Origin of the sequence: Candidatus Pelagibacter sp., from assembly GCF_052049975.1 — a bacterium.
Classification (GTDB): domain Bacteria; phylum Pseudomonadota; class Alphaproteobacteria; order Pelagibacterales; family Pelagibacteraceae; genus Pelagibacter.
The window spans coordinates 291,679-310,574 of the sequence record NZ_JBNGYZ010000001.1 but is presented as its reverse complement, the minus strand read 5'-3'; the positions used below and the strand labels follow the sequence as shown (position 1 = coordinate 310,574).

Genomic DNA, 18,896 nt, shown 5'->3' with positions numbered 1-18,896 from the left:
TTTCTAAAAGTAGACTTTTAATTCTTTAAAAGTATTATTTAATATTTCTTTACCTAAAAAATAAATTTTATTTATTAATTTCTTTGAGTTAGATTTTTTTGATAAATTCCGAATTAGTTCTTTGGCTAAAGAGTTAACAGTAATAATTTTTTTTGAGATTTCTTGATCATTTAAAAATTTATAGATTTCATTAAAATTTTGTATGTTTGGACCGTGATATATATTGCAGCCAAATCTTGCAGCTTCCAGTGGGTTTTGACCTCCATGATTTATTATTGAGCCACCAAGAAATACGTTGTTAATAATTGAAAAAAAATGTTTTGTTTTTCCATATTCATTGACAATCAAAATATCAGTTTCTTTGCTAATTACTTTTGAATTAGTTAAAGATTGAGTTTTAAGATTTTGAGCTTTAAGGTTGTCAATTATATCATTAGTTCTATCAACATGTCTGGGAATAATTACTGTTAAAAGGTTTCTATATTTTGCTTTTAACAAGCTATGAACTTTTCCGCAAAATTCTTCCTCTAAATTGTGAGTGCTTGACGCACACCAAATTTTTCGTCTCAAAATACTTTGAGTAAGTTTTTTATTTAATTTTAATACTTCATTTTCAGATTCAGCATATTTTAGATTTCCAATATATCTAATTTTTTTTGATCCAAGTTTTTTTAAATAATTAATAGTTTCTTTATTTGATGATAAACATAAATCGATATATCCAAATAAAGTTTTTGCAAATTCATTTAATTTCCTCCATTTCTTAAATGTTTTTTTTGTAATTCTAGCGTTAATAAGAATAATTGGAGTTTTGGCTTTATTTAAATTAAAAAACATATTTGGCCAAATTTCAGAATCAATAAAAAAGGCTACCGTTGGGTTCCAATATCTAATAAATCTATTGGTAAGATAGTTTGTATCGATTGGAAAAAATTGATGAATGATTTTTTTAGATTTTATCGATTTAATAATTTTTGATGAACTTAAAGTATTCGATGTTATTAAGATTTGCTTAATTTTTTTATCTTTTTCAATTTTTTCGACTAAAGGTATTACACTTTTAATTTCACCTACACTTGCACCATGAAACCAAATAATTTTTCCAACATTTCTTTTTTTTGAAAAAAAACAATACTTTTCTTTAAATCGCTGTAAGCTTTCTTTTTTTTTTATTAGTCTTAAAATTATAATAATTGGTGAAATAACAAAAATAATATTTATTAATATCCTGTAGATTATCAACATTAAGATTTATCTATTTGTTTCTCATAAAAGTTTTTATAAATTTTTGATGTTTTTAAGAGATTTTCGTGATTACCCTCATCTACAACTTTTCCTTTATCAATAACACAAATTTTATCTGAATTAAGAATAGTAGATAATCTATGTGCTATTACAATTGTTGTTCTTCCTTTAGTTAAATAAGTTATTGCCTCTTGGATTTTATGCTCAGTTTCAGCATCTAATGAAGAGGTTGCTTCATCAAGTAATATAATTGGACTTTTTTTTAATATTGCTCTTGCAATTGATAATCTTTGTTTTTCTCCACCTGAGAGTCTAACACCATTTTCACCAATTATAGTGTCATACTTATCTGGTAATTTGTCTATAAATTCATTTGCATATGAAAATTTTGCAGCTGATTCTATCTCACTCTGAGTTGCATTTAATTTTGCATATAGAATGTTATTTTTAATTGTATCATCAAATAATGTAGTATCTTGACTTACTAAAGATATGTTTTCCCTAACTGAAAAAATCTTAGATTTATAAATTGACTGATCATCTATAAGTATATCTCCACTTTTTGCATCATAAAATCTTGGGATTAGATTAAGAATAGTTGATTTTCCAGCACCACTGTGACCTACAAGCGAAGTCATTTTTTTTCCAGGTATATTTAAACTTAAATTATCTAAAATTGTTTTTTGATCTTGTTGATAATTGAAGTAAACATTTTTAAATTCAATGTTACCAACTTTGAGATTTAAATTTTGATCATCTTTATTTTCTATTATTTTATTTTTGTTATCAATTATAGGGAGAACTCTTCTTGAACCTGATAAACCTTGTTGAACTGCAATGTTAAGAGTAGCGAGTGATCTAACCGGTTGATATGCCAACATCATGGCAGCTAAGAAAGAAAAAAAATTGCTTACATCTAATTCATTATTACTTATTAGTTTTGCTGATACAAAAATTAAAATTGCGATCATTATTCCTGTCAAAATCTCCATTATTGGAGAAGCTCTCACATAAACAATTGCAATTTTTCTTGTAGTTTCCTTAAGATTTTCTAGATAATTATTTGCTCGTTCTTTTTCATATATTTCTTTTTGAAATATTTTCATAAGTTTATGGTTTTTGAAAATTTCCATAAGATAAGTATTTAAAATCCCAGCTTTTTGCATTTGTTGATCTATTACTTTTCTAATTCTTTTTCCAAGAGTTCTTGCTGATACACTTGCTAGAGGTATCATTATTAGAGCAACTAATGAAAGCTTCCAGTTTTGATAGAACATTACACCCAAAAGACCTATTAAAGTTAGAGAATCTTTAAATAAGTTTAAAATCGCTGTACTCAAAAGGTTTGTAATCATATTAACATCATTAACTAGATTAGTTACAAATTTACCAGAGTGTTTACTATCTACGTATTGAGTATCCGCACCAATAAGAGAATTGAACATGTCTATCTGCACATCTTTTCTAACTTTTTCTGACACATTAATCATTATCACTTTAGCTGTGTAAAGAGATATACCTTTTACAAAAAAAGCAATTATTATTAAAATTGGAATTATAAAAATCAGTTTTTGATCTTTTTTAATAAACAATTCCTTAATTGCTGGATCTAATAAATATGCTATTGCTGACGTGCTCCCAGCAAGTAAAATTGAAAAAAATACTGACTGTAATATATTTTTTAAATATCTTTTTGTATAATCTCTGTATAGTCTTTTTAAAATCTCAGAACTAGTCATGACTATAATTTTCCTATTGCTAAACTTACAAAAATAATAAGTCCTAAAAAATTATTTGACTTGAAAGTTTTAAGGCAATTTTTAGGACTATTAAATTTTAATTTTTTTATTTGAAAGTAAAATAAATGAGTAGCTATTAAAATTAAGAGCATAAAATAAAAAATATTTAAATCCATTAATATTCCAGTACTTATCATAGATATAAATAGTATTCCGTAAGAGAACATTAAAAAATTGATAGGATTTTTTTTAAATTTTATTGATGTTGATTTTAATCCTATAATTTCATCATCTTTTATATCTTGAAATCCGTATATTGTGTCGTAACCTAGTGTCCAAAATATGGCTCCCACATATAATATTATTGGGATGAAATTAATTTCACTATAAACAGATGTCCATCCTAAAATTAATCCATAATTAAAAGTTATTCCTAAGAATAATTGAGGCCAATATGTAAATCTTTTCATTAAAGGATATGTGAATGCTAAAGGCATTGACCCTAAAGCTAAAATTATCGTGAATATATTAAAGTTTATTAAAACCAAAAATGCTAAAACACAAAGTATAGCTGAATATATAAAACCAACTTTCACTGACACTTCTCCGGATGCTATTGGTCTATTTTTTGTTCTTGTAACTTTTTTATCAAAATCTTTATCAGCAATATCATTAATAATGCACCCAGCAGATCTCATCAGAACTGCACCAAGAAAAAATAGAATTAAATAAACAAAATAATTATTTAAATTTTGATCAAAATCATAAGCAATCGTTAAACCCCATGCACATGGCCAAAATAATAGCATATAACCTATTGGTCTTTTTAAACGAGTTAATTCCAAAAAAAGGTTTAATTGTTTCATGATATTTTAGTTGTAAATAGCAAAGGCTAGATTCATAATCAAACTGATTCGTATGAATATTGACTATACAGTTACAGCTCTGATGTTTCCGGCTATTCCTTTGTTAATGAGTGTTTATAGCAATAGATTTCACTCCTTAAGTATACTGATTAGACAACTTCATGATGAGCATGTTTATGAAAAACACATTCCTCATGAATGGAAAAAACAATTTATCAATTTAAGTAAAAGAATAACTTTACTTAGATGGACTATACTTTTTGCAGCGTTTGGATTTTTATTCAATATGTTGACTGTGTTTGGTCTCTACCTTGATAGATTATTTCTTGCTAGAATAATTTTTGGATCATGTTGTTTATCTATGATTATATCAATTCTATTTTTTATTAGAGAAATTCATATTTCGACTAATGCATTACGACTGCATATGGCTGATATGGATGTAGAAGTTGATTAAGGAATAATTACTGCTGGACCAGTTAAAATTCTAGATTCTAAATCTTTGTGAGCTTGTGAAATATCTTTTAAAGAATATTTTTTAGAAATTTTAGTTTTTACTTTTCCGCTAGTTACCATTTCAAAAACTTTATTAGCAGCTTCATCAAGTTCTTCCCTTGTAGTTGTGTATTGCATTATGCTTGGTCTAGTTAAATACAAACCTTTTGGCTGAATTGATTTTGCAACATTCACAGGATCTAAAGGACCAGATGCATTACCAAATGAAACCATCATTCCTCTAATTTTTAAACATTCAATAGAACCATCAAACGTTGATTTACCAACTCCATCATAAACAACTGATAAACCTTTGCCGTTTGTAATTTCTTTAACTTTTTCAGCAAAGTTATCTTTGTTGTAGTTAATGACATGATCATAGCCATTATTTTTTGCTATCTCAATTTTTTCATCTGAACCAACAGTTCCAATAACGTTACATCCTAAACTTTTTGCCCATTGACCAAAAATTTGACCTACACCACCTGCTGCTGCATGAAATAAAACTGTTTCTCCTGATTGTGCTGGATATGTTTTATGTAATAAATAAAATGTTGTAATTCCTTTTGTCATTAAAGTTGCAGCAGTTTCTAAATCAACACCATTTGGAACTTTAACTAGATTTTTTGTTGGGTAATTTCTATGGCTTGCATAAGCACCAAGAGGTGCCGCACAATAAGCTACTTTATCACCAACTTTAAAATTTTTTACATCAGAACCAACTTTTGTAATTTCTCCAGCAGCTTCTAATCCTATCCCTGAAGGTAGGGGCACTGGATACAAACCTGATCGATGATATGTATCAATATAATTTAAACCTATTGCATGATTTTGAATTGTTACTTCATCATTTTTAGGTTCATCTAAATTTAGATCTTTTACTTCTAAAACTTCTGGTCCACCTGGTTTTGATATTACTACTGATTTCATATTTATTTTACAAAAGTACCATTATGATAATCTTGAACAGCTTGCAAGATCTCTGCTTTAGTATTCATTACAAAAGGGCCACCTCTTGCTATTTCTTCATTTATTGGTTTTCCAGAAATAACTAGGAATTTAGCATCTGATTTTGCTTTAACTTTAAGCTCTTCACCTTTTGAAAGAAGAATTAAAGTGCTGTCTTTAACGTTATCGTGATTTGCTTCTCCAATTTCAATTTCTCCATTTACTAGGTAAATAAAAGTATTATGAGTTGAAGGAATATTAAATTTGAATTCTTTATCTTTTTTTATTTCAACATCAAAATAAACAGGCTCAACGTTATGACCTTTTACAGGGCCTTCAGCGTTTTCAAATTTTCCTGCTATTACCTTTACTTGTTTTTCGTCATCTTTGTGAACACTCATTTTATCTGCATCAATATAAATGTATTCGGGTTTGCTCATTTTTAATTTTGCCGGCATGTTGATCCATAACTGAAAACCATGAAGTTTACCTTCTTTCATAGCGGGCATTTCAGAATGAATTATTCCGCTTCCAGTTTTCATCCATTGAACATCACCTGCTGTCATTCTTCCTTCACCACCAGTACTATCTTTATGTTCAAAATCTCCAGCAAGCATATAAGTTACAGTTTCAATACCTCTATGAGGGTGGGGTGGAAAACCAGCAATATAGTCTTCACTATTTTCTGATCCAAATTCATCTAACATTAAAAAAGGATCAAAGTAGTTAGGTTCAACACCAATACTTCTTTTTAACTTTACCCCAGCACCATCTGAAGCTGGAATTGGATCGATAATTTTACTTACTTCAATTGTTTTCATATTTATTTTTTATTATGTGAACCATCACAAAATGGCTGGTTATCAGTTTGTTTGCAAGCACAAAAAAATAATTTTTTACTTTCCTCAGCTTTGTAAGCTATTGGAGTAAATTCAGACCCTTTATGTGAACCATCACAAAATGGTTGTTTTGAACTTTTACCACAACTACACCAAAAATAAGATTTTCCTTGTTCAACTTCTACGGCTATAGCACCGTCACCTGCTCTTTGTCCTTTATTCATAATATCTCCTATAGTTTGAAAGTGTATTTAATATTTTTAGAATAATTAGCAAGTACTCAATATAATCATACTAGTATGGAAAATCATACTTTAATTAAATATTTTACATTTTAAATTATTGTTATGTATAAAATTGCTGAATGTCCCGCAGAAAGAGCAACTTATTTTTTTGGTGGTAAATGGAAAATAAGAATATTGTTTATTTTGTTTAATGAAAAAAAAGTAAGATTTGGAATTTTAAAAAAAACTCTTTCGAGCATTACACAACAAATGCTATCAAAACAATTAAAGGAATTAGAATTAGATGGACTTGTAAACAGAGAGGTCAAACAAGTAATGCCTCCTAAAGTAGAATATTCATTAACTTCATTTGGAACCTCATTGATACCTATCTTAAAATCATTATCTAATTGGAATGATAAAAATTCAAAACAAATAAATTTAAAATTGAATAAAAATTTTGATGAAAGTAGAATTAGATAAGATCGACTAATTCTTTTAAATTTTTAATTTCACTTTCAGGCTTGTAATCAAGGTTATCAAAAACATTATTATTTCTATTTACCCAAATTGAATTAAAACCATAATTACCTCCACCTGAAACATCCCAAGTGTTTGCGCTTAAAAAAGCAACTTCGTTGTTTTTAATTTTATATTTTTTAATTGGTAAATCGTAAACTTTTGAATCTGGTTTATAAATTCCAACTTCTTCAATTGAAAAAACATCATCAAATAAATTTTCTAGATTATTACTTTTTACTAATTCATTAAGTAAAGAATGTGTTCCGTTTGAAAGTATAGAAAGTTTATATTTTTTTTCTTTTAAGGATTTTAAAATTTCCGGTACCTCAGGAAAAGGAGATAGAATTTTATAAAGGTCTAATAATTCATTTCTCATTGAATTGTCTATATTAAAAACTTTCATAGACTTATCCAAACTATCTTCAGTAACTTGCCAAAAGTCTTTGTGTCTTTTCATTAAGCTTCTAAGCCATGTATATTCTAATTGAGTTGTTCTCCAATAATTTGCAAAAGCTTCCCACTTATCACCAATTTTATCTTTGCATTTTTCAGCTGCGGAATTGACATCAAACAACGTTCCATAAGCATCAAAAATTATTGCTTTAATATTTTTCATAATTAAACTTAACTTTAATGAGTAATATTAGATTATTTTTCAAGGAAAGTTTATCACTTAATTTAGTATCAAAACTTGATAAATCACAATCTCATTACATTTCAAAAGTAATGAGGATAAAAGAGAATGAAACTTTTTCTTTATTTAATAGCAGTGGTGAATGGGAAGCTAAAATTTTAAACATAACAAAAAGCATTGTTGAGTTTGAAATTACAAATCAAATAAGACAAAAAGAAAATCAAAAAGAGTTATGGTTAGCTTTTTCACCTATTAAATCTAATTACTTTAATTTTATGATACAAAAAGCAACTGAACTTGGAATAACAAAATTTATTCCAATTATTTTTGAAAGAACTGTAGTTCGAAAACTTAATAAAGAAAGATTGGAAAAAGTCATTATTGAAGCTACCGAGCAATCAAACAGAATTGACATTCCAACATTAGAAGATGCAACTTTTTTAGAAGATTTTTTAAAATCAAGTGAGATGAATTTGATTTTCACAGATTTAAATAGTGACAATAAAAAAGTAGATCTAGAAAAATTAACTAACAAACCTGTATGTATAGTTGTTGGGCCAGAGGGAGATTTTTCAGAGAATGAAAGAAGCAAGATTCTTTCTTTTAAAGACGTTCAAGCAATTAAAATAAATGAGAATATTTTAAGGTCTGAGACTGCAGTAATATCAGCCATTTCGATCATAAATTACGCCATTAATTGATAAATTGTCGCGAAAACAAATGTGTAATTTTTACAAAGAGGCTTTATATACCTACTTATAAATGAAAAAAATTTTATTAACGTTAACTACATTATTTATCTCTTTTGAGGCGATGGCTAATCAACCAAAAGATTGGCAACTTGGCTTCCAAGAAGCAGCTTCAGAGTCGATGAGAGATATAATAAGTTTTCATGACAACTTACTACTTCCCATCATTGTAGCAATTAGTGCATTTGTTTTATTTTTGATGTTGTATGTATGTATAAAGTTTAGAGCATCTGCTAATCCAAATCCTTCAAAAAGAACTCACAATGTTGCTATTGAAGTTTTATGGACTTTAATTCCATGTCTAATATTGATCGTAATTGCGGTTCCATCGTTTAAAATTTTATACAAACAAGATGCTATTCCTAAAGCAGATTTAACAATCAAGGCCATAGGTTACCAATGGTATTGGGGATATGAATATCCAGATGAAAATATAATTTTCGACTCTTATATGGTTGAAGATAAAGATTTAAAAGCTAACCAACCAAGATTATTAGCAGTAGATAATGAAGTAGTTGTTCCAGTAAATAAAGTAGTTAAAGTTTTAATTACAGCAAATGATGTTTTACATGCATGGGCACTTCCATCTTTTGGAGTTAAGAGAGATGCAGTTCCAGGAAGAATAAATGAGACATGGTTTAAAGCTGAAAAAACTGGAACTTATTATGGTCAATGTTCAGAACTTTGTGGAATTAAACATGCATTTATGCCGATTACTGTAAAAGTCGTAAGTGAAGATGAGTATCAAGAGTGGTTAATGGATGCTCGAGTAAAATTTGCAAAAGAACCAATTGAAAATGAATTAAATAAAAAAATAGCGAGTAAATAATAATGTATACACAAACAGCATCACACGACGATCACCATACTCCAACAGGTTGGAAAAGATGGGCTTATTCAACAAACCATAAAGACATTGGAACAATGTATTTAATCTTTGCTATCATTGCAGGGGTTATTGGTACAGCTTTTTCAGTTTTAATGCGTATGGAATTGATGCATCCAGGGGATGGTATCTTAGGTGGAAATTATCATCTTTATAATGTTTTGGTTACTGGCCATGGACTGATCATGATTTTCTTCATGGTAATGCCAGCTATGATTGGTGGATTTGGAAACTGGTTTGTTCCAATTATGATTGGTGCTCCTGATATGGCTTTCCCAAGAATGAATAATATTTCATTCTGGTTATTACCTGTTTCATTTATTTTATTAATCCTTTCTATTTTTGCTGATGGCCCCCCAGGTGCGCAGGGTGTTGGAGGTGGTTGGACTATTTATCCGCCATTATCATCTAAAACTGGTCAACCGGGTCCAGCAATGGATTTAGCTATTTTAAGTTTACACATTGCAGGTGCTTCATCAATTTTAGGCGCAGTTAATTTCATCACAACTATTCTTAATATGAGAACACCAGGCATGACTTTGCATAAGATGCCATTATTTGCATGGTCTGTATTAGTAACAGCATTCTTACTTTTATTATCACTACCAGTTTTAGCAGGTGCAATTACAATGTTATTAACTGATAGAAATTTTGGAACAGCTTTCTTTGAAGCACAAACCGGAGGAGATCCTGTATTGTTCCAACATTTATTCTGGTTCTTTGGACACCCAGAAGTTTACATTTTGATTTTACCAGGTTTTGGAATGATCAGTCACATCGTTTCAACATTTTCTAGAAAACCTGTATTTGGTTATTTGGGTATGGCTTATGCAATGGTAGCAATTGGAGTTGTAGGTTTTGTTGTTTGGGCTCACCATATGTATACAGTAGGTTTAAGCACAGATACAAAAGCATATTTCTTAGCAGCAACAATGATTATTGCTGTACCAACAGGAATTAAAATTTTTTCATGGATAGCTACGATGTGGGGTGGTTCTATTTCTTTCCAAACTCCAATGATGTGGGCATTAGGATTTATCTTCATGTTTACAGTTGGTGGAGTTACTGGTGTAGTTCTAGCTAACGCAGGTGTAGATACAGCAATGCATGATACTTATTATGTTGTTGCTCACTTCCATTATGTACTTTCTTTAGGTGCTGTATTTGCGATATTTGCAGGTTTCTATTATTGGTTTGGAAAAATGTCTGGATATGAGTATTCAGAAGTAATAGGAAAAATTCATTTCTGGCTAACATTCATAGGTGTGAATTTGATATTCTTCCCACAGCATTTTTTAGGACTTGCGGGTATGCCAAGAAGATATGCTGATTATCCAGATGCATTTGCTGGGTGGAATTATATTTCATCTATTGGTTCATATGTGGCTGTTGCTGGTTTAGCAGTTTTCTTTATAAACTTGATTTATGCTTTTGTTAAAAAGAAAAAAGCTGCACAAAATCCATGGGGCGAAGGTGCAACTACTTTAGAATGGACTGTACCATCACCGCCAAACTTCCATACTTTTGAAGAGTTACCAAAGTTTGAGGATGATGCGAGTACTTCAAAATCTCATAGCTAGATTTTTGAAAATGAAATTTGATGTCTAACTTAGGTACAAAGAAAAGAAACTTATCACAAGAAGATTTATTTAACTTCTCTGAGTTATTTAAATTAATGAAACCAAGAGTAATGTCTCTTGTAATCTTTACTTGTGCAGTTGGCTTACTTACAGCACCCGTTGGAATATCCACCAAAGATGCAATTATTGGAATATTGCTTGTTTCAATAGGAGCTGGAGCAGCTGGTGCACTGAACATGTGGTATGAGTCCGATCTTGATGCGCTAATGACAAGAACTTGTCTTAGACCAATTCCCACAGGAAAAGTAAATAGAAATCAGGCTTTAATCTTTGGAATAACTCTATCTTTTATATCTGTAATTGCTTTGGATTTTTTTTCTAACAGATTATCAGCAAGTTTACTTTTATTTACTATTCTGTTTTATGTTTTTGTTTATACAATTTGGTTAAAGAGAAAAACACCTCAAAATATAGTAATTGGTGGTGCTGCAGGTGCACTTCCTCCAGTAATTGGGTGGACAATAGCAACAAATTCGCTTTCTTTAGAACCACTAACATTCTTTTTGATAATATTTTTTTGGACACCATCACATTTTTGGGCCTTAAGTCTTTATAAGTCAGATGATTATAAAAAAGCAAAAATTCCAATGTTGCCGTTAACCGATGGAATAGAGAGTACAAAAATAAATATATTTGTTTATTCATTACTAATGGTGCCAGTGATTATTTTTCCATTTGTGATTAATTTTGTAGGTTTTACTTTCTTAATACCCTCATTAATTTTGACAATTTATTATAACTATTTATGTTACGAGTTATTTAAAACTAAGAAAAATAAGTATGATGCAAAAAAAGCTAAATCTATATTTGGATACTCAATCTTATATTTATTTTTAGTATTTGTATTATTTTTAATAGATAAAATCGTATGATCGAACCAGATAAAAAAACAAAAAGAAAAAATGTGATTACAGCATTAGTTATAATTGCTTTTATGATATTTTTGTTCTTATTTACTCTGTACAATACTGGGGTTTTTAATAGAGCCATATAATGACAAGTAAAAAAAACCTAACACCAATTTTACTAGCAGGAATTTTTGTTTTGATGTTAGGATTATCTTATGCAGCTGTTCCATTGTATGATCTTTTCTGTAGGGTAACAGGTTTTGGCGGAACTACTCAAGTTTCTAAAGAGGCCCCAAAAATAGTATTAGATAAAGTTGTCAGTGTCAGATTTGATACAAATGTAAATAACTTACCATGGGATTTTAAAGCTAAGTCAAATGTAATGGATGTCAAAGTAGGGCAAGTAAATAAAATTGAATTTGAAGTAGAAAATTATGGAGATGAAACCACCTATGGTGTGGCAAGTTTTAATGTATCTCCATCAAGTTTTGGAAAATATTACAGTAAATTAGGATGTTTTTGTTTTGAAAAGCAGGAACTAAAACCTGGAGAAAAAGCAACATATGTAATGACATTTTATCTTGATCCAGAGCTTGTAAACGATCCTTCCACAAGCAAGCTTGAAGATGTAACTATGTCATATACTTTTTTCTCGACAGATTATTATAAACAGTCTTAAATACGAAATATGTCAGCAGAAAAAAAACATGATTATCATTTAGTTGACCCAAGTCCTTGGCCAATTTATGTTTCATTTTCTTGTTTAATACTAGCTTTAGGAACAGTTTATTATCTTCATAATGAAGTATCGTGGGGAATGTATTTAGGTTTCGCTCTACTAATTTATGGAGCTTATATGTGGTTTAGAGATGTAGTTATAGAGGCAGAACATCAAGGGCACCATACTCCTGTAGTTCAAATTCACCATAGATATGGGATGACTTTATTTATCGCGTCAGAGGTAATGTTTTTTGTTGCTTGGTTCTGGGCATATTTTGACATAAGTTTATTTCCAAATGAGTTTGTAGGAAATGTTTGGCCACCTAAGGATATTGAAACTTTTGATCCGTGGGATATTCCATTAATTAATACGTTGGTACTTCTTTTATCTGGTACGACTGTAACTTGGTCTCACCACGCTTTATTAGAAGATGATAGAAAAGGGTTTATTCAAGGATTATGGTTAACTGTAATTCTAGGTTTCTGTTTTACTTTATTACAAGCTTACGAATATCATCATGCGACTTTTACTTTTTCAGATCACATCTATGGATCAGTATTTTATATGGCCACTGGATTTCATGGCTTCCATGTAATTGTTGGAACAATATTTCTAGCAGTATGTTTGTGGAGAGGAAAATTAGGACATTTTAACAAAGATCATCATTTTGGTTTTGAGGCAGCTGCATGGTATTGGCATTTTGTTGATGTCGTTTGGTTATTCTTATTTGCTGCAATTTATATTTGGGGCAGTTAATAGTTTCTAAATTGAAGTCAAAGTTATTATTTTCTATTTTTGTTTATTTTTTTATCCTTGTTTTTATAGGTCTTGGTTCATGGCAACTAGTTAGATTAAATTGGAAATTAGATTTAATCTCAAAAATAGAACAATCACTTAAAAAAGATCCAATTAATATCAATCAAGTTGATAGAAAAAATTTTGTTAGAATAATTGCATCTGGAAAAATTGATTATGATAAACAAATTTATTTATACAATTTGAATGATGAAGGAAAACCAGGTTTTGAGGTAATTAATCCAATTATAGTAGAAAACGAAAACTATTTAATCAATAGAGGCTGGATACCATTTAAAATGAAAGATAATGATGAATTGTATTCTTTTGAGCAATCTAATTTCGTGGGTACTCTAAGGTTACAACCAAGAGCTAATATTTTTAAACCTGAAAATGATATTAATAATAACTATTGGTTCACCTTAAATAGGGAAGATATATTTAAATATACTGGTAAAGAATTTTCAAAATATTTAATTTATCTAGGAGGGAATTACGAAGTACCTAAACCAAAAAAAATTACTGCCAATATTTCAAATAATCATAAAAAATATGCATTAACTTGGTTTTCTTTAGCGATTTCAATATTTTTGATATATCTGTATTTTAGAAAAAAAAATTATTAGATGAAATACATTAGCACTAGAGATAAATCAAAAGAGTTTGAATTTAAGGATGTTTTCTTAAAAGGATTAGCCGATGATGGGGGGCTATTTATTCCAAAAAACCTTAAAAAATTTACTGAAAAAGAGTTAAATGAATTTTCAAATTTAAATTACATTGAATTAGCATATAAAATTATTTCACCATTTGTAGATGATTTTATTTCTGGAAAAGACCTAGAAGATTTGATCTCTAAATCATATTCAACTTTTAGAGAAAAAAATGTCATTAAATTGATTAATGTTGGTGATAGAAAAGTTTTGGAATTATTTCATGGTCCCACTTTAGCATTTAAAGATGTTGCAATGCAGCTTCTTGGAAATTTTTATGAATATTATTTATCAAAAGAAGAAGATAAAATAAATATTATAGTTGCTACTTCAGGTGATACAGGGGCTGCAGCTATAGAGGCGATAAGAGGTAAAAAAAATATTAATATATTCGTACTACATCCTCATAATCGTGTTTCTCCAGTTCAAAGAAAATTAATGACAACTGTTAAAGATAAAAATGTTTACAACATTGCAATTAATGGAAATTTTGATGACTGCCAAAATTTGGTAAAATCAATGTTTGCAGATCATAATTATGCAAAATCAATCAGGATGTCAGGCGTTAATTCCATTAATTGGGCAAGGATTATAGCTCAATCTGTGTATTATTTTTATTCGTACTACCTAATAAAAAAAGATAGAGGACCTATTAACTTTTCTGTACCAACAGGAAATTTTGGTGATGTCTATGCAGGCTATCTTGCAAAAAAAATGGGATTACAAATTGGTAAATTGATTGTAGCAACAAACCAAAATGATATTTTGCATAGAGCGATAAGTAGGGGACAATATTATTCAGAGAAAGTGCAAGAAACTAACTCACCTAGTATGGATATTCAGATTGCAAGTAATTTTGAAAGATTGATTTTTGATTTAAATGATGAAGACGATCATGAAACAAGTTCAGTTATGCAAAAAATTAAAAGTGAAAAGAAATATGATTTAGACCAATCTAAACTAGATAAAATAAGAAAAGACTTTTTATCTTCAAGTGCAGATGAAAAAAAAGTAATTTCATTAATAAAAAAAGTTTATGAAAATCATAAAGAGATTCTAGACCCTCATACTGCGATAGGGTATGGAGGTTTTGATGATGTAGAACTTGAAGGAACAAATATTGTTTTATCTACAGCTCACCCTTGTAAATTTCCTGATGCAATATTTAATGCAATAAATATAAAACCAGATTTACCAGATGAGCTTAAGTATATTTCAAATGAAAAAGAAAATTTTGATTTACTTGATAATGATATTAATATAATTAAGCAGCACATTAAGGAGAAAATTCAATGAAACTAAAAGAAAATGAAAATTTACCAAGTGAGGAAATATTTGTTTTAGAAGGTGGAGAACCAATAAAAAAAAATATTCAAGAATATACAAAAGGAAAAAAAGTAATCATTTTTGGCTTACCTGGCGCATATACTTCAGTTTGTTCTGCTAAACACCTTCCTGGATATGTAAAAAATATTGATGCTTTTAGAAACAAGGGTATTGATCATGTAATTTGTATGTCGGTAAATGATCCTTTTGTTATGAGTGCTTGGGGTAAAGAGCATAATGTAGAAGACAAGATTGTTATGGCAGGCGATCCTTTTTTAACTTTTACTAAATCAATCGGTGCTGACGTTGATAAAAGTGCTAGAGGATTAGGAATACGATCAAATAGATATACTATGCTTGTTGAAAACGGAAAAGTAACGAAACTTCAAGAAGAAGAAGATACTGGTGCTTGTGAAATTTCTGCAGCAGAAAATTTTTTAAATTTAGTCTAGTTTCTCTGCAGCGTTTTTAGCTAATAAATCAACTTTTTCATTAAATTCATTACCAGCATGGGCTTTTACCCATTTCCATTGGATATTGAGAGAATTATTTAGAATATCTAATTGTGTCCATAAGTCTTTATTTTTGACATCTTCTTTTTTTGATGTTTTCCAACCATTAGATTTCCAATTATAAATCCATTCAGTAATACCTTGTTTCACATATTTAGAGTCAGTGTAAATCTCAATATCTAACTCATCTCTAATTTTATTTAATGCAGAAATTGGAGCAAGTAATTCCATTCTATTATTTGTGGTATTTTTTTCATTACCACTAATTTCAATTATTTCATCGTTTTTAATTATTATTGCTGCCCAACCACCATTACCTGGGTTATTTAAACAAGAACCATCTGTATATATTTTAATCATTAATGAATATATTCTTTAAATGTATTTATTTTGTTGTGTATCATTAATTTTTGATAGTATTCTTTTGGATCTTTAATTTTGATTAATGCTGTCTCAGGTGTGTTGATATAATCATAGGCTCTAGTTAGCAGATATCTGATCGCAGCCCCTTTACAAAGAATATTTAATTTATTCTTCTCATTAATTGATATTTTTCTTATTTTTTCATAACCTTTTACAAGATTATTCACTTTTTGTTTATTAAGAATGAACTTTGATTTTTTTTTATCAAAACATAATGCGTTTATACAAATTGCAATTTCATATGCGAAATAATCGTTTGCAGAGAAATAAAAATCAATAAAACCTGAAAATTTATTATTTTTAAAAAATATATTATCTACAAATAAATCTGCGTGAATTATTCCACTAGGTAATTTTTTAGGCCAATTTTTCTTAATTTCCTCTAAATTCTTATAGAGAAATTTTTTGTAACTTAGAATTAACTTAGATTTCTTAAAATGTATGCTATTGAGCAGAGGGTGTAATTTATTTATTCCCATTGAATTAGATCTCTTAATTTTAAAGTTTTTAGTTGCCTTATGCATTTTTGCTATATTTTTTCCTACCTCAAAGCAATTTTTATAAGTTAGATCATTCTTATCTTTCCCAGATAAAAAAGAGACAATGCATGCTTTTTTATTTTTGATTTTAAACAAGTACTTTCCAAAATTATCCTTTAGAGGTTTTGGACAGATTATTTTTTTAAAGCTTAGCAAATCCATTAACTTCATGAAAAAGGGCAGATCTGAGCTTCTTACTCTTTTTTCAAAAATTGTAAGAATAAACTTTCCTTTTTCAGTTTTGAGAAGATAATTTGTATTCTCAATACCTTTTTTAATTCCCTGAAACTTTATTTTTTTTCCTAATTTGAATTTTTTGTTTATTAGGGTGATATCTTTATCACTGATTTTTGTATAAACTGCCATTTAGTTAAGTTTGTTTGGAACTTTGAATATTACATTTTCTTTAATTATTTCAACTTCTTCTGTGATAACTGAAAATTTTTGTTTTAATTGATTAATAAAATCATCAACCAATATGTCAGGCGCAGATGCTCCTGAAGATATTCCAATAGTAGAACATTTGTTTATATCATCATAAGGCACTTTACTCTCAGAGTGAACAAGATAAGCTTTTTCACAACCTGAATTTTTAGCAACTTCAACAAGTCTTACAGAGTTAGATGAATTTCTACTTCCTATAACAAAAAACATATCACATTTTTTTGCAATATTTTTAACTGCCATTTGTCTATTAGTCGTTGCATAACATATATCGTCTTTTGAAGGTTCTTTAATATCAGGATATCTTTTTTTTATTATTTCTATAATACCTTTAGTATCATCGACTGAAAGAGTCGTTTGAGTGACATAAGCTAACTTTCTTCCATTTTTTAAATCATAATTTTGAGCCTCATCTTTGTTCTGTATTAAGTCAATTGATCCTACAGGTAGCTGACCCATAGTACCAATCACCTCTGGATGATTTTTATGACCTATAAGTATTATATGAAATCCAGCTTTATTCAGATTTTCAGCTTCTCTATGTACTTTAGAAACAAGTGGGCAAGTAGCATCAATGTAATTTATATTGTAATTATCTGCCTGAGTTGGAACACTTTTTGGAACTCCATGTGCAGAGAATATTACTGGTCTAGATTTATCCTCAATTTCATCTAGTTCTTCTACAAATATAGCTCCTTTTCTTCTTAAATCATCAACTACATATTTATTGTGAACTATCTCATGTCTTACGTAAACAGGACTACCAAATTTTTTTAAGGATTTTTCGACAATTTCAATAGCTCTTTCAACGCCAGCACAAAATCCTCTTGGCGCAGATAATAAAATTTTAATTTGTTTTTCTTTCATTTTTTTCTAAAAAATATTCGAGCAATATATGCGGAAAGGTTAAAGACGCCAAACCAATAAATATTAGTTTAAAAATGATATTATCTAATGAATATTGATTAATTAACCAAAAGAAAGCTAAACCAAAAAGAACAATAGTTACAATTGTTAATGGCAAACATTTAATCCAAAATAAATTTAATCCATTTTTAATATTCTGACTATCAAATTCATTTCCAAGTGCAATGATGTGTCTGATTGAATGTAGAAAACAAAAATAGATAGTAAATGCTGTTAAAGGCTCAAAATGAAAGTTAAGCAACAATATTGAAAAATAATCTAAAATAATTGTGGTCTTTTTGAAATTATAATTTTTTACAAAAAAATAAACAGTTGATAAGCTACTTATTAAAATACCAATTGTGATTAATTTGAATTGTTCGAGAATGCTCAAAAATGAAAAAAAAATTTCATTTTCAATCAGAAGAAATTTAAAAATATTTACAGTTTCATTAAAATGAAAATATAGGGGAGCAAAAATAATCAATAAACCTTTCAACAGATAAGAAAATTGAATAAATGAATTTTCATCACTTATAAGAAACTGTGTATCTTCTTTACCGAAATGATAAGAGGCAACAACCAAAAAAGCCAATAACATAATTAAAGGAAAATTAACCCATAAGATTATTATGGAAATTCCAATTAATATATATATTGGATAAAAAAAAATAAACTTTTTAATATTTAATAATCTAAATAATTTTTTTCCTTTTAAATTATCTAATGATCCATGAGAAATTCCTAACGTTAAGATAAAAAATAAACAGAGAATAGGCGGTACACTCTCGATTTTTAAATAGTAGAATATAAAAGTTAATAAATTAATAGTTAAAAAAAATATAAATGAGTGATTTAAGTTAATTTTACTAATCATTTATC

The 18,896-nt window shown here is 28.7% G+C and carries 22 protein-coding genes; 11 read left to right on the top strand and 11 right to left on the bottom strand.

The annotated features are described in order from the left end of the window. Positions 1-3: 3 nt before the first annotated feature. From ACTT9U_RS01525 to ubiA, 3 genes are read right to left on the bottom strand one after another with little or no spacing between them, the layout of a single operon-like run. Entirely contained in the window at positions 4-1,245 is a 1,242-nt protein-coding gene (locus tag ACTT9U_RS01525; protein ID WP_440931430.1) for a 3-deoxy-D-manno-octulosonic acid transferase, read from the bottom strand. Next, positions 1,245-2,984, bottom strand: a complete 1,740-nt coding sequence (locus ACTT9U_RS01520; protein WP_440931429.1) for an ABC transporter ATP-binding protein — start codon at positions 2,982-2,984, stop codon at positions 1,245-1,247. The genes ACTT9U_RS01525 and ACTT9U_RS01520 overlap by 1 nt, the downstream gene beginning before the upstream one ends. Before the next feature lie 2 nt (positions 2,985-2,986). Then, on the bottom strand, positions 2,987-3,850 hold the full coding sequence (gene ubiA, locus ACTT9U_RS01515; protein WP_440931428.1) for a 4-hydroxybenzoate octaprenyltransferase: 864 nt from the start codon (positions 3,848-3,850) through the stop codon (positions 2,987-2,989). 52 nt (positions 3,851-3,902) lie between these two features. On the opposite strand from ubiA, the gene ACTT9U_RS01510 reads away from it, so the two are divergent. Beyond that, positions 3,903-4,307 carry a DUF2721 domain-containing protein gene (locus ACTT9U_RS01510; protein WP_440931427.1) on the top strand — a complete coding sequence of 135 codons (405 nt, stop codon included), beginning with the start codon at positions 3,903-3,905 and terminating at the stop codon, positions 4,305-4,307. Here ACTT9U_RS01510 and ACTT9U_RS01505 read toward each other — a convergent pair. Genes ACTT9U_RS01505 through ACTT9U_RS01495 form a run of 3 tightly spaced genes read right to left on the bottom strand, consistent with a single transcriptional unit; the run spans position 4,304 to position 6,356 of the window. Next, positions 4,304-5,275: a quinone oxidoreductase family protein gene (locus ACTT9U_RS01505; RefSeq protein WP_440931426.1), complete on the bottom strand. Its 972-nt coding sequence runs from the start codon at positions 5,273-5,275 to the stop codon at positions 4,304-4,306. The two genes, ACTT9U_RS01510 and ACTT9U_RS01505, sit on opposite strands and share 4 nt — an antisense overlap. 2 nt (positions 5,276-5,277) lie before the next feature. Next, the gene (locus ACTT9U_RS01500) at positions 5,278-6,114 is read right to left on the bottom strand and encodes a pirin family protein (protein ID WP_440931425.1); all 837 of its coding nucleotides are present in this window, start codon (positions 6,112-6,114) and stop codon (positions 5,278-5,280) included. A 2-nt stretch (positions 6,115-6,116) separates the two neighbouring features. Beyond that, positions 6,117-6,356, bottom strand: coding sequence for a CDGSH iron-sulfur domain-containing protein (locus ACTT9U_RS01495; RefSeq protein ID WP_440931424.1), 240 nt, complete (start codon positions 6,354-6,356; stop codon positions 6,117-6,119). A gap of 123 nt (positions 6,357-6,479) precedes the next feature. On the opposite strand from ACTT9U_RS01495, the gene ACTT9U_RS01490 reads away from it, so the two are divergent. Beyond that, positions 6,480-6,839: a winged helix-turn-helix transcriptional regulator gene (locus ACTT9U_RS01490; RefSeq protein WP_440931423.1), complete on the top strand. Its 360-nt coding sequence runs from the start codon at positions 6,480-6,482 to the stop codon at positions 6,837-6,839. Here the strand turns inward: ACTT9U_RS01490 and ACTT9U_RS01485 are convergent. Beyond that, a complete protein-coding gene (locus tag ACTT9U_RS01485; RefSeq protein WP_440931422.1) occupies positions 6,832-7,494 on the bottom strand; it encodes a haloacid dehalogenase type II in 663 nt (220 codons plus the stop codon). The two genes, ACTT9U_RS01490 and ACTT9U_RS01485, sit on opposite strands and share 8 nt — an antisense overlap. A 17-nt stretch (positions 7,495-7,511) precedes the next feature. Between ACTT9U_RS01485 and ACTT9U_RS01480 the strand changes: the two genes are divergently transcribed. The 9 genes from ACTT9U_RS01480 to ACTT9U_RS01440 all read left to right on the top strand — a co-directional run bounded on the left by ACTT9U_RS01480 (position 7,512) and on the right by ACTT9U_RS01440 (position 15,642). Then, a complete protein-coding gene (locus tag ACTT9U_RS01480; RefSeq protein ID WP_440931421.1) occupies positions 7,512-8,213 on the top strand; it encodes an RsmE family RNA methyltransferase in 702 nt (233 codons plus the stop codon). Positions 8,214-8,274: 61 nt separating this feature from the next. Then, positions 8,275-9,090 (top strand): cytochrome c oxidase subunit II, encoded by an 816-nt coding sequence (gene coxB / locus ACTT9U_RS01475; RefSeq protein WP_440931420.1) that lies wholly within the window; start codon positions 8,275-8,277, stop codon positions 9,088-9,090. Positions 9,091-9,092: 2 nt separating this feature from the next. Further along, the gene (gene ctaD, locus ACTT9U_RS01470; protein ID WP_440931419.1) at positions 9,093-10,727 is read left to right on the top strand and encodes a cytochrome c oxidase subunit I; all 1,635 of its coding nucleotides are present in this window, start codon (positions 9,093-9,095) and stop codon (positions 10,725-10,727) included. Between the two features lie 20 nt (positions 10,728-10,747). Continuing rightward, positions 10,748-11,659 (top strand): heme o synthase, encoded by a 912-nt coding sequence (gene cyoE / locus ACTT9U_RS01465; RefSeq protein ID WP_440931418.1) that lies wholly within the window; start codon positions 10,748-10,750, stop codon positions 11,657-11,659. Positions 11,660-11,780: 121 nt separating this feature from the next. Further along, entirely contained in the window at positions 11,781-12,314 is a 534-nt protein-coding gene (locus ACTT9U_RS01460; RefSeq protein ID WP_440931417.1) for a cytochrome c oxidase assembly protein, read from the top strand. Between the two features lie 9 nt (positions 12,315-12,323). After that, the gene (locus ACTT9U_RS01455) at positions 12,324-13,112 is read left to right on the top strand and encodes a cytochrome c oxidase subunit 3 (RefSeq protein ID WP_440931416.1); all 789 of its coding nucleotides are present in this window, start codon (positions 12,324-12,326) and stop codon (positions 13,110-13,112) included. Positions 13,113-13,123: 11 nt separating this feature from the next. Continuing rightward, the gene (locus tag ACTT9U_RS01450; protein WP_440931415.1) at positions 13,124-13,777 is read left to right on the top strand and encodes an SURF1 family protein; all 654 of its coding nucleotides are present in this window, start codon (positions 13,124-13,126) and stop codon (positions 13,775-13,777) included. Further along, a complete protein-coding gene (thrC, locus tag ACTT9U_RS01445; protein WP_440931414.1) occupies positions 13,778-15,160 on the top strand; it encodes a threonine synthase in 1,383 nt (460 codons plus the stop codon). Then, positions 15,157-15,642, top strand: coding sequence for a peroxiredoxin (locus tag ACTT9U_RS01440; RefSeq protein WP_440931413.1), 486 nt, complete (start codon positions 15,157-15,159; stop codon positions 15,640-15,642). Before thrC ends, ACTT9U_RS01440 begins: the two co-directional genes overlap by 4 nt. Here ACTT9U_RS01440 and rnhA read toward each other — a convergent pair. Genes rnhA through ACTT9U_RS01420 form a run of 4 tightly spaced genes read right to left on the bottom strand, consistent with a single transcriptional unit; the run spans position 15,634 to position 18,891 of the window. Continuing rightward, complete coding sequence (rnhA, locus tag ACTT9U_RS01435; protein ID WP_440931412.1) at positions 15,634-16,062, bottom strand: ribonuclease HI; 429 nt, start codon at positions 16,060-16,062, stop codon at positions 15,634-15,636. The genes ACTT9U_RS01440 and rnhA overlap by 9 nt on opposite strands. After that, positions 16,062-17,030 (bottom strand): homoserine kinase, encoded by a 969-nt coding sequence (locus tag ACTT9U_RS01430; protein ID WP_440931411.1) that lies wholly within the window; start codon positions 17,028-17,030, stop codon positions 16,062-16,064. The genes rnhA and ACTT9U_RS01430 overlap by 1 nt, the downstream gene beginning before the upstream one ends. Then, entirely contained in the window at positions 17,031-17,975 is a 945-nt protein-coding gene (gene ispH / locus ACTT9U_RS01425) for a 4-hydroxy-3-methylbut-2-enyl diphosphate reductase (protein ID WP_440931410.1), read from the bottom strand. After that, complete coding sequence (locus ACTT9U_RS01420) at positions 17,956-18,891, bottom strand: Brp/Blh family beta-carotene 15,15'-dioxygenase (RefSeq protein ID WP_440931409.1); 936 nt, start codon at positions 18,889-18,891, stop codon at positions 17,956-17,958. The genes ispH and ACTT9U_RS01420 overlap by 20 nt, the downstream gene beginning before the upstream one ends. Positions 18,892-18,896: the final 5 nt, after the last annotated feature.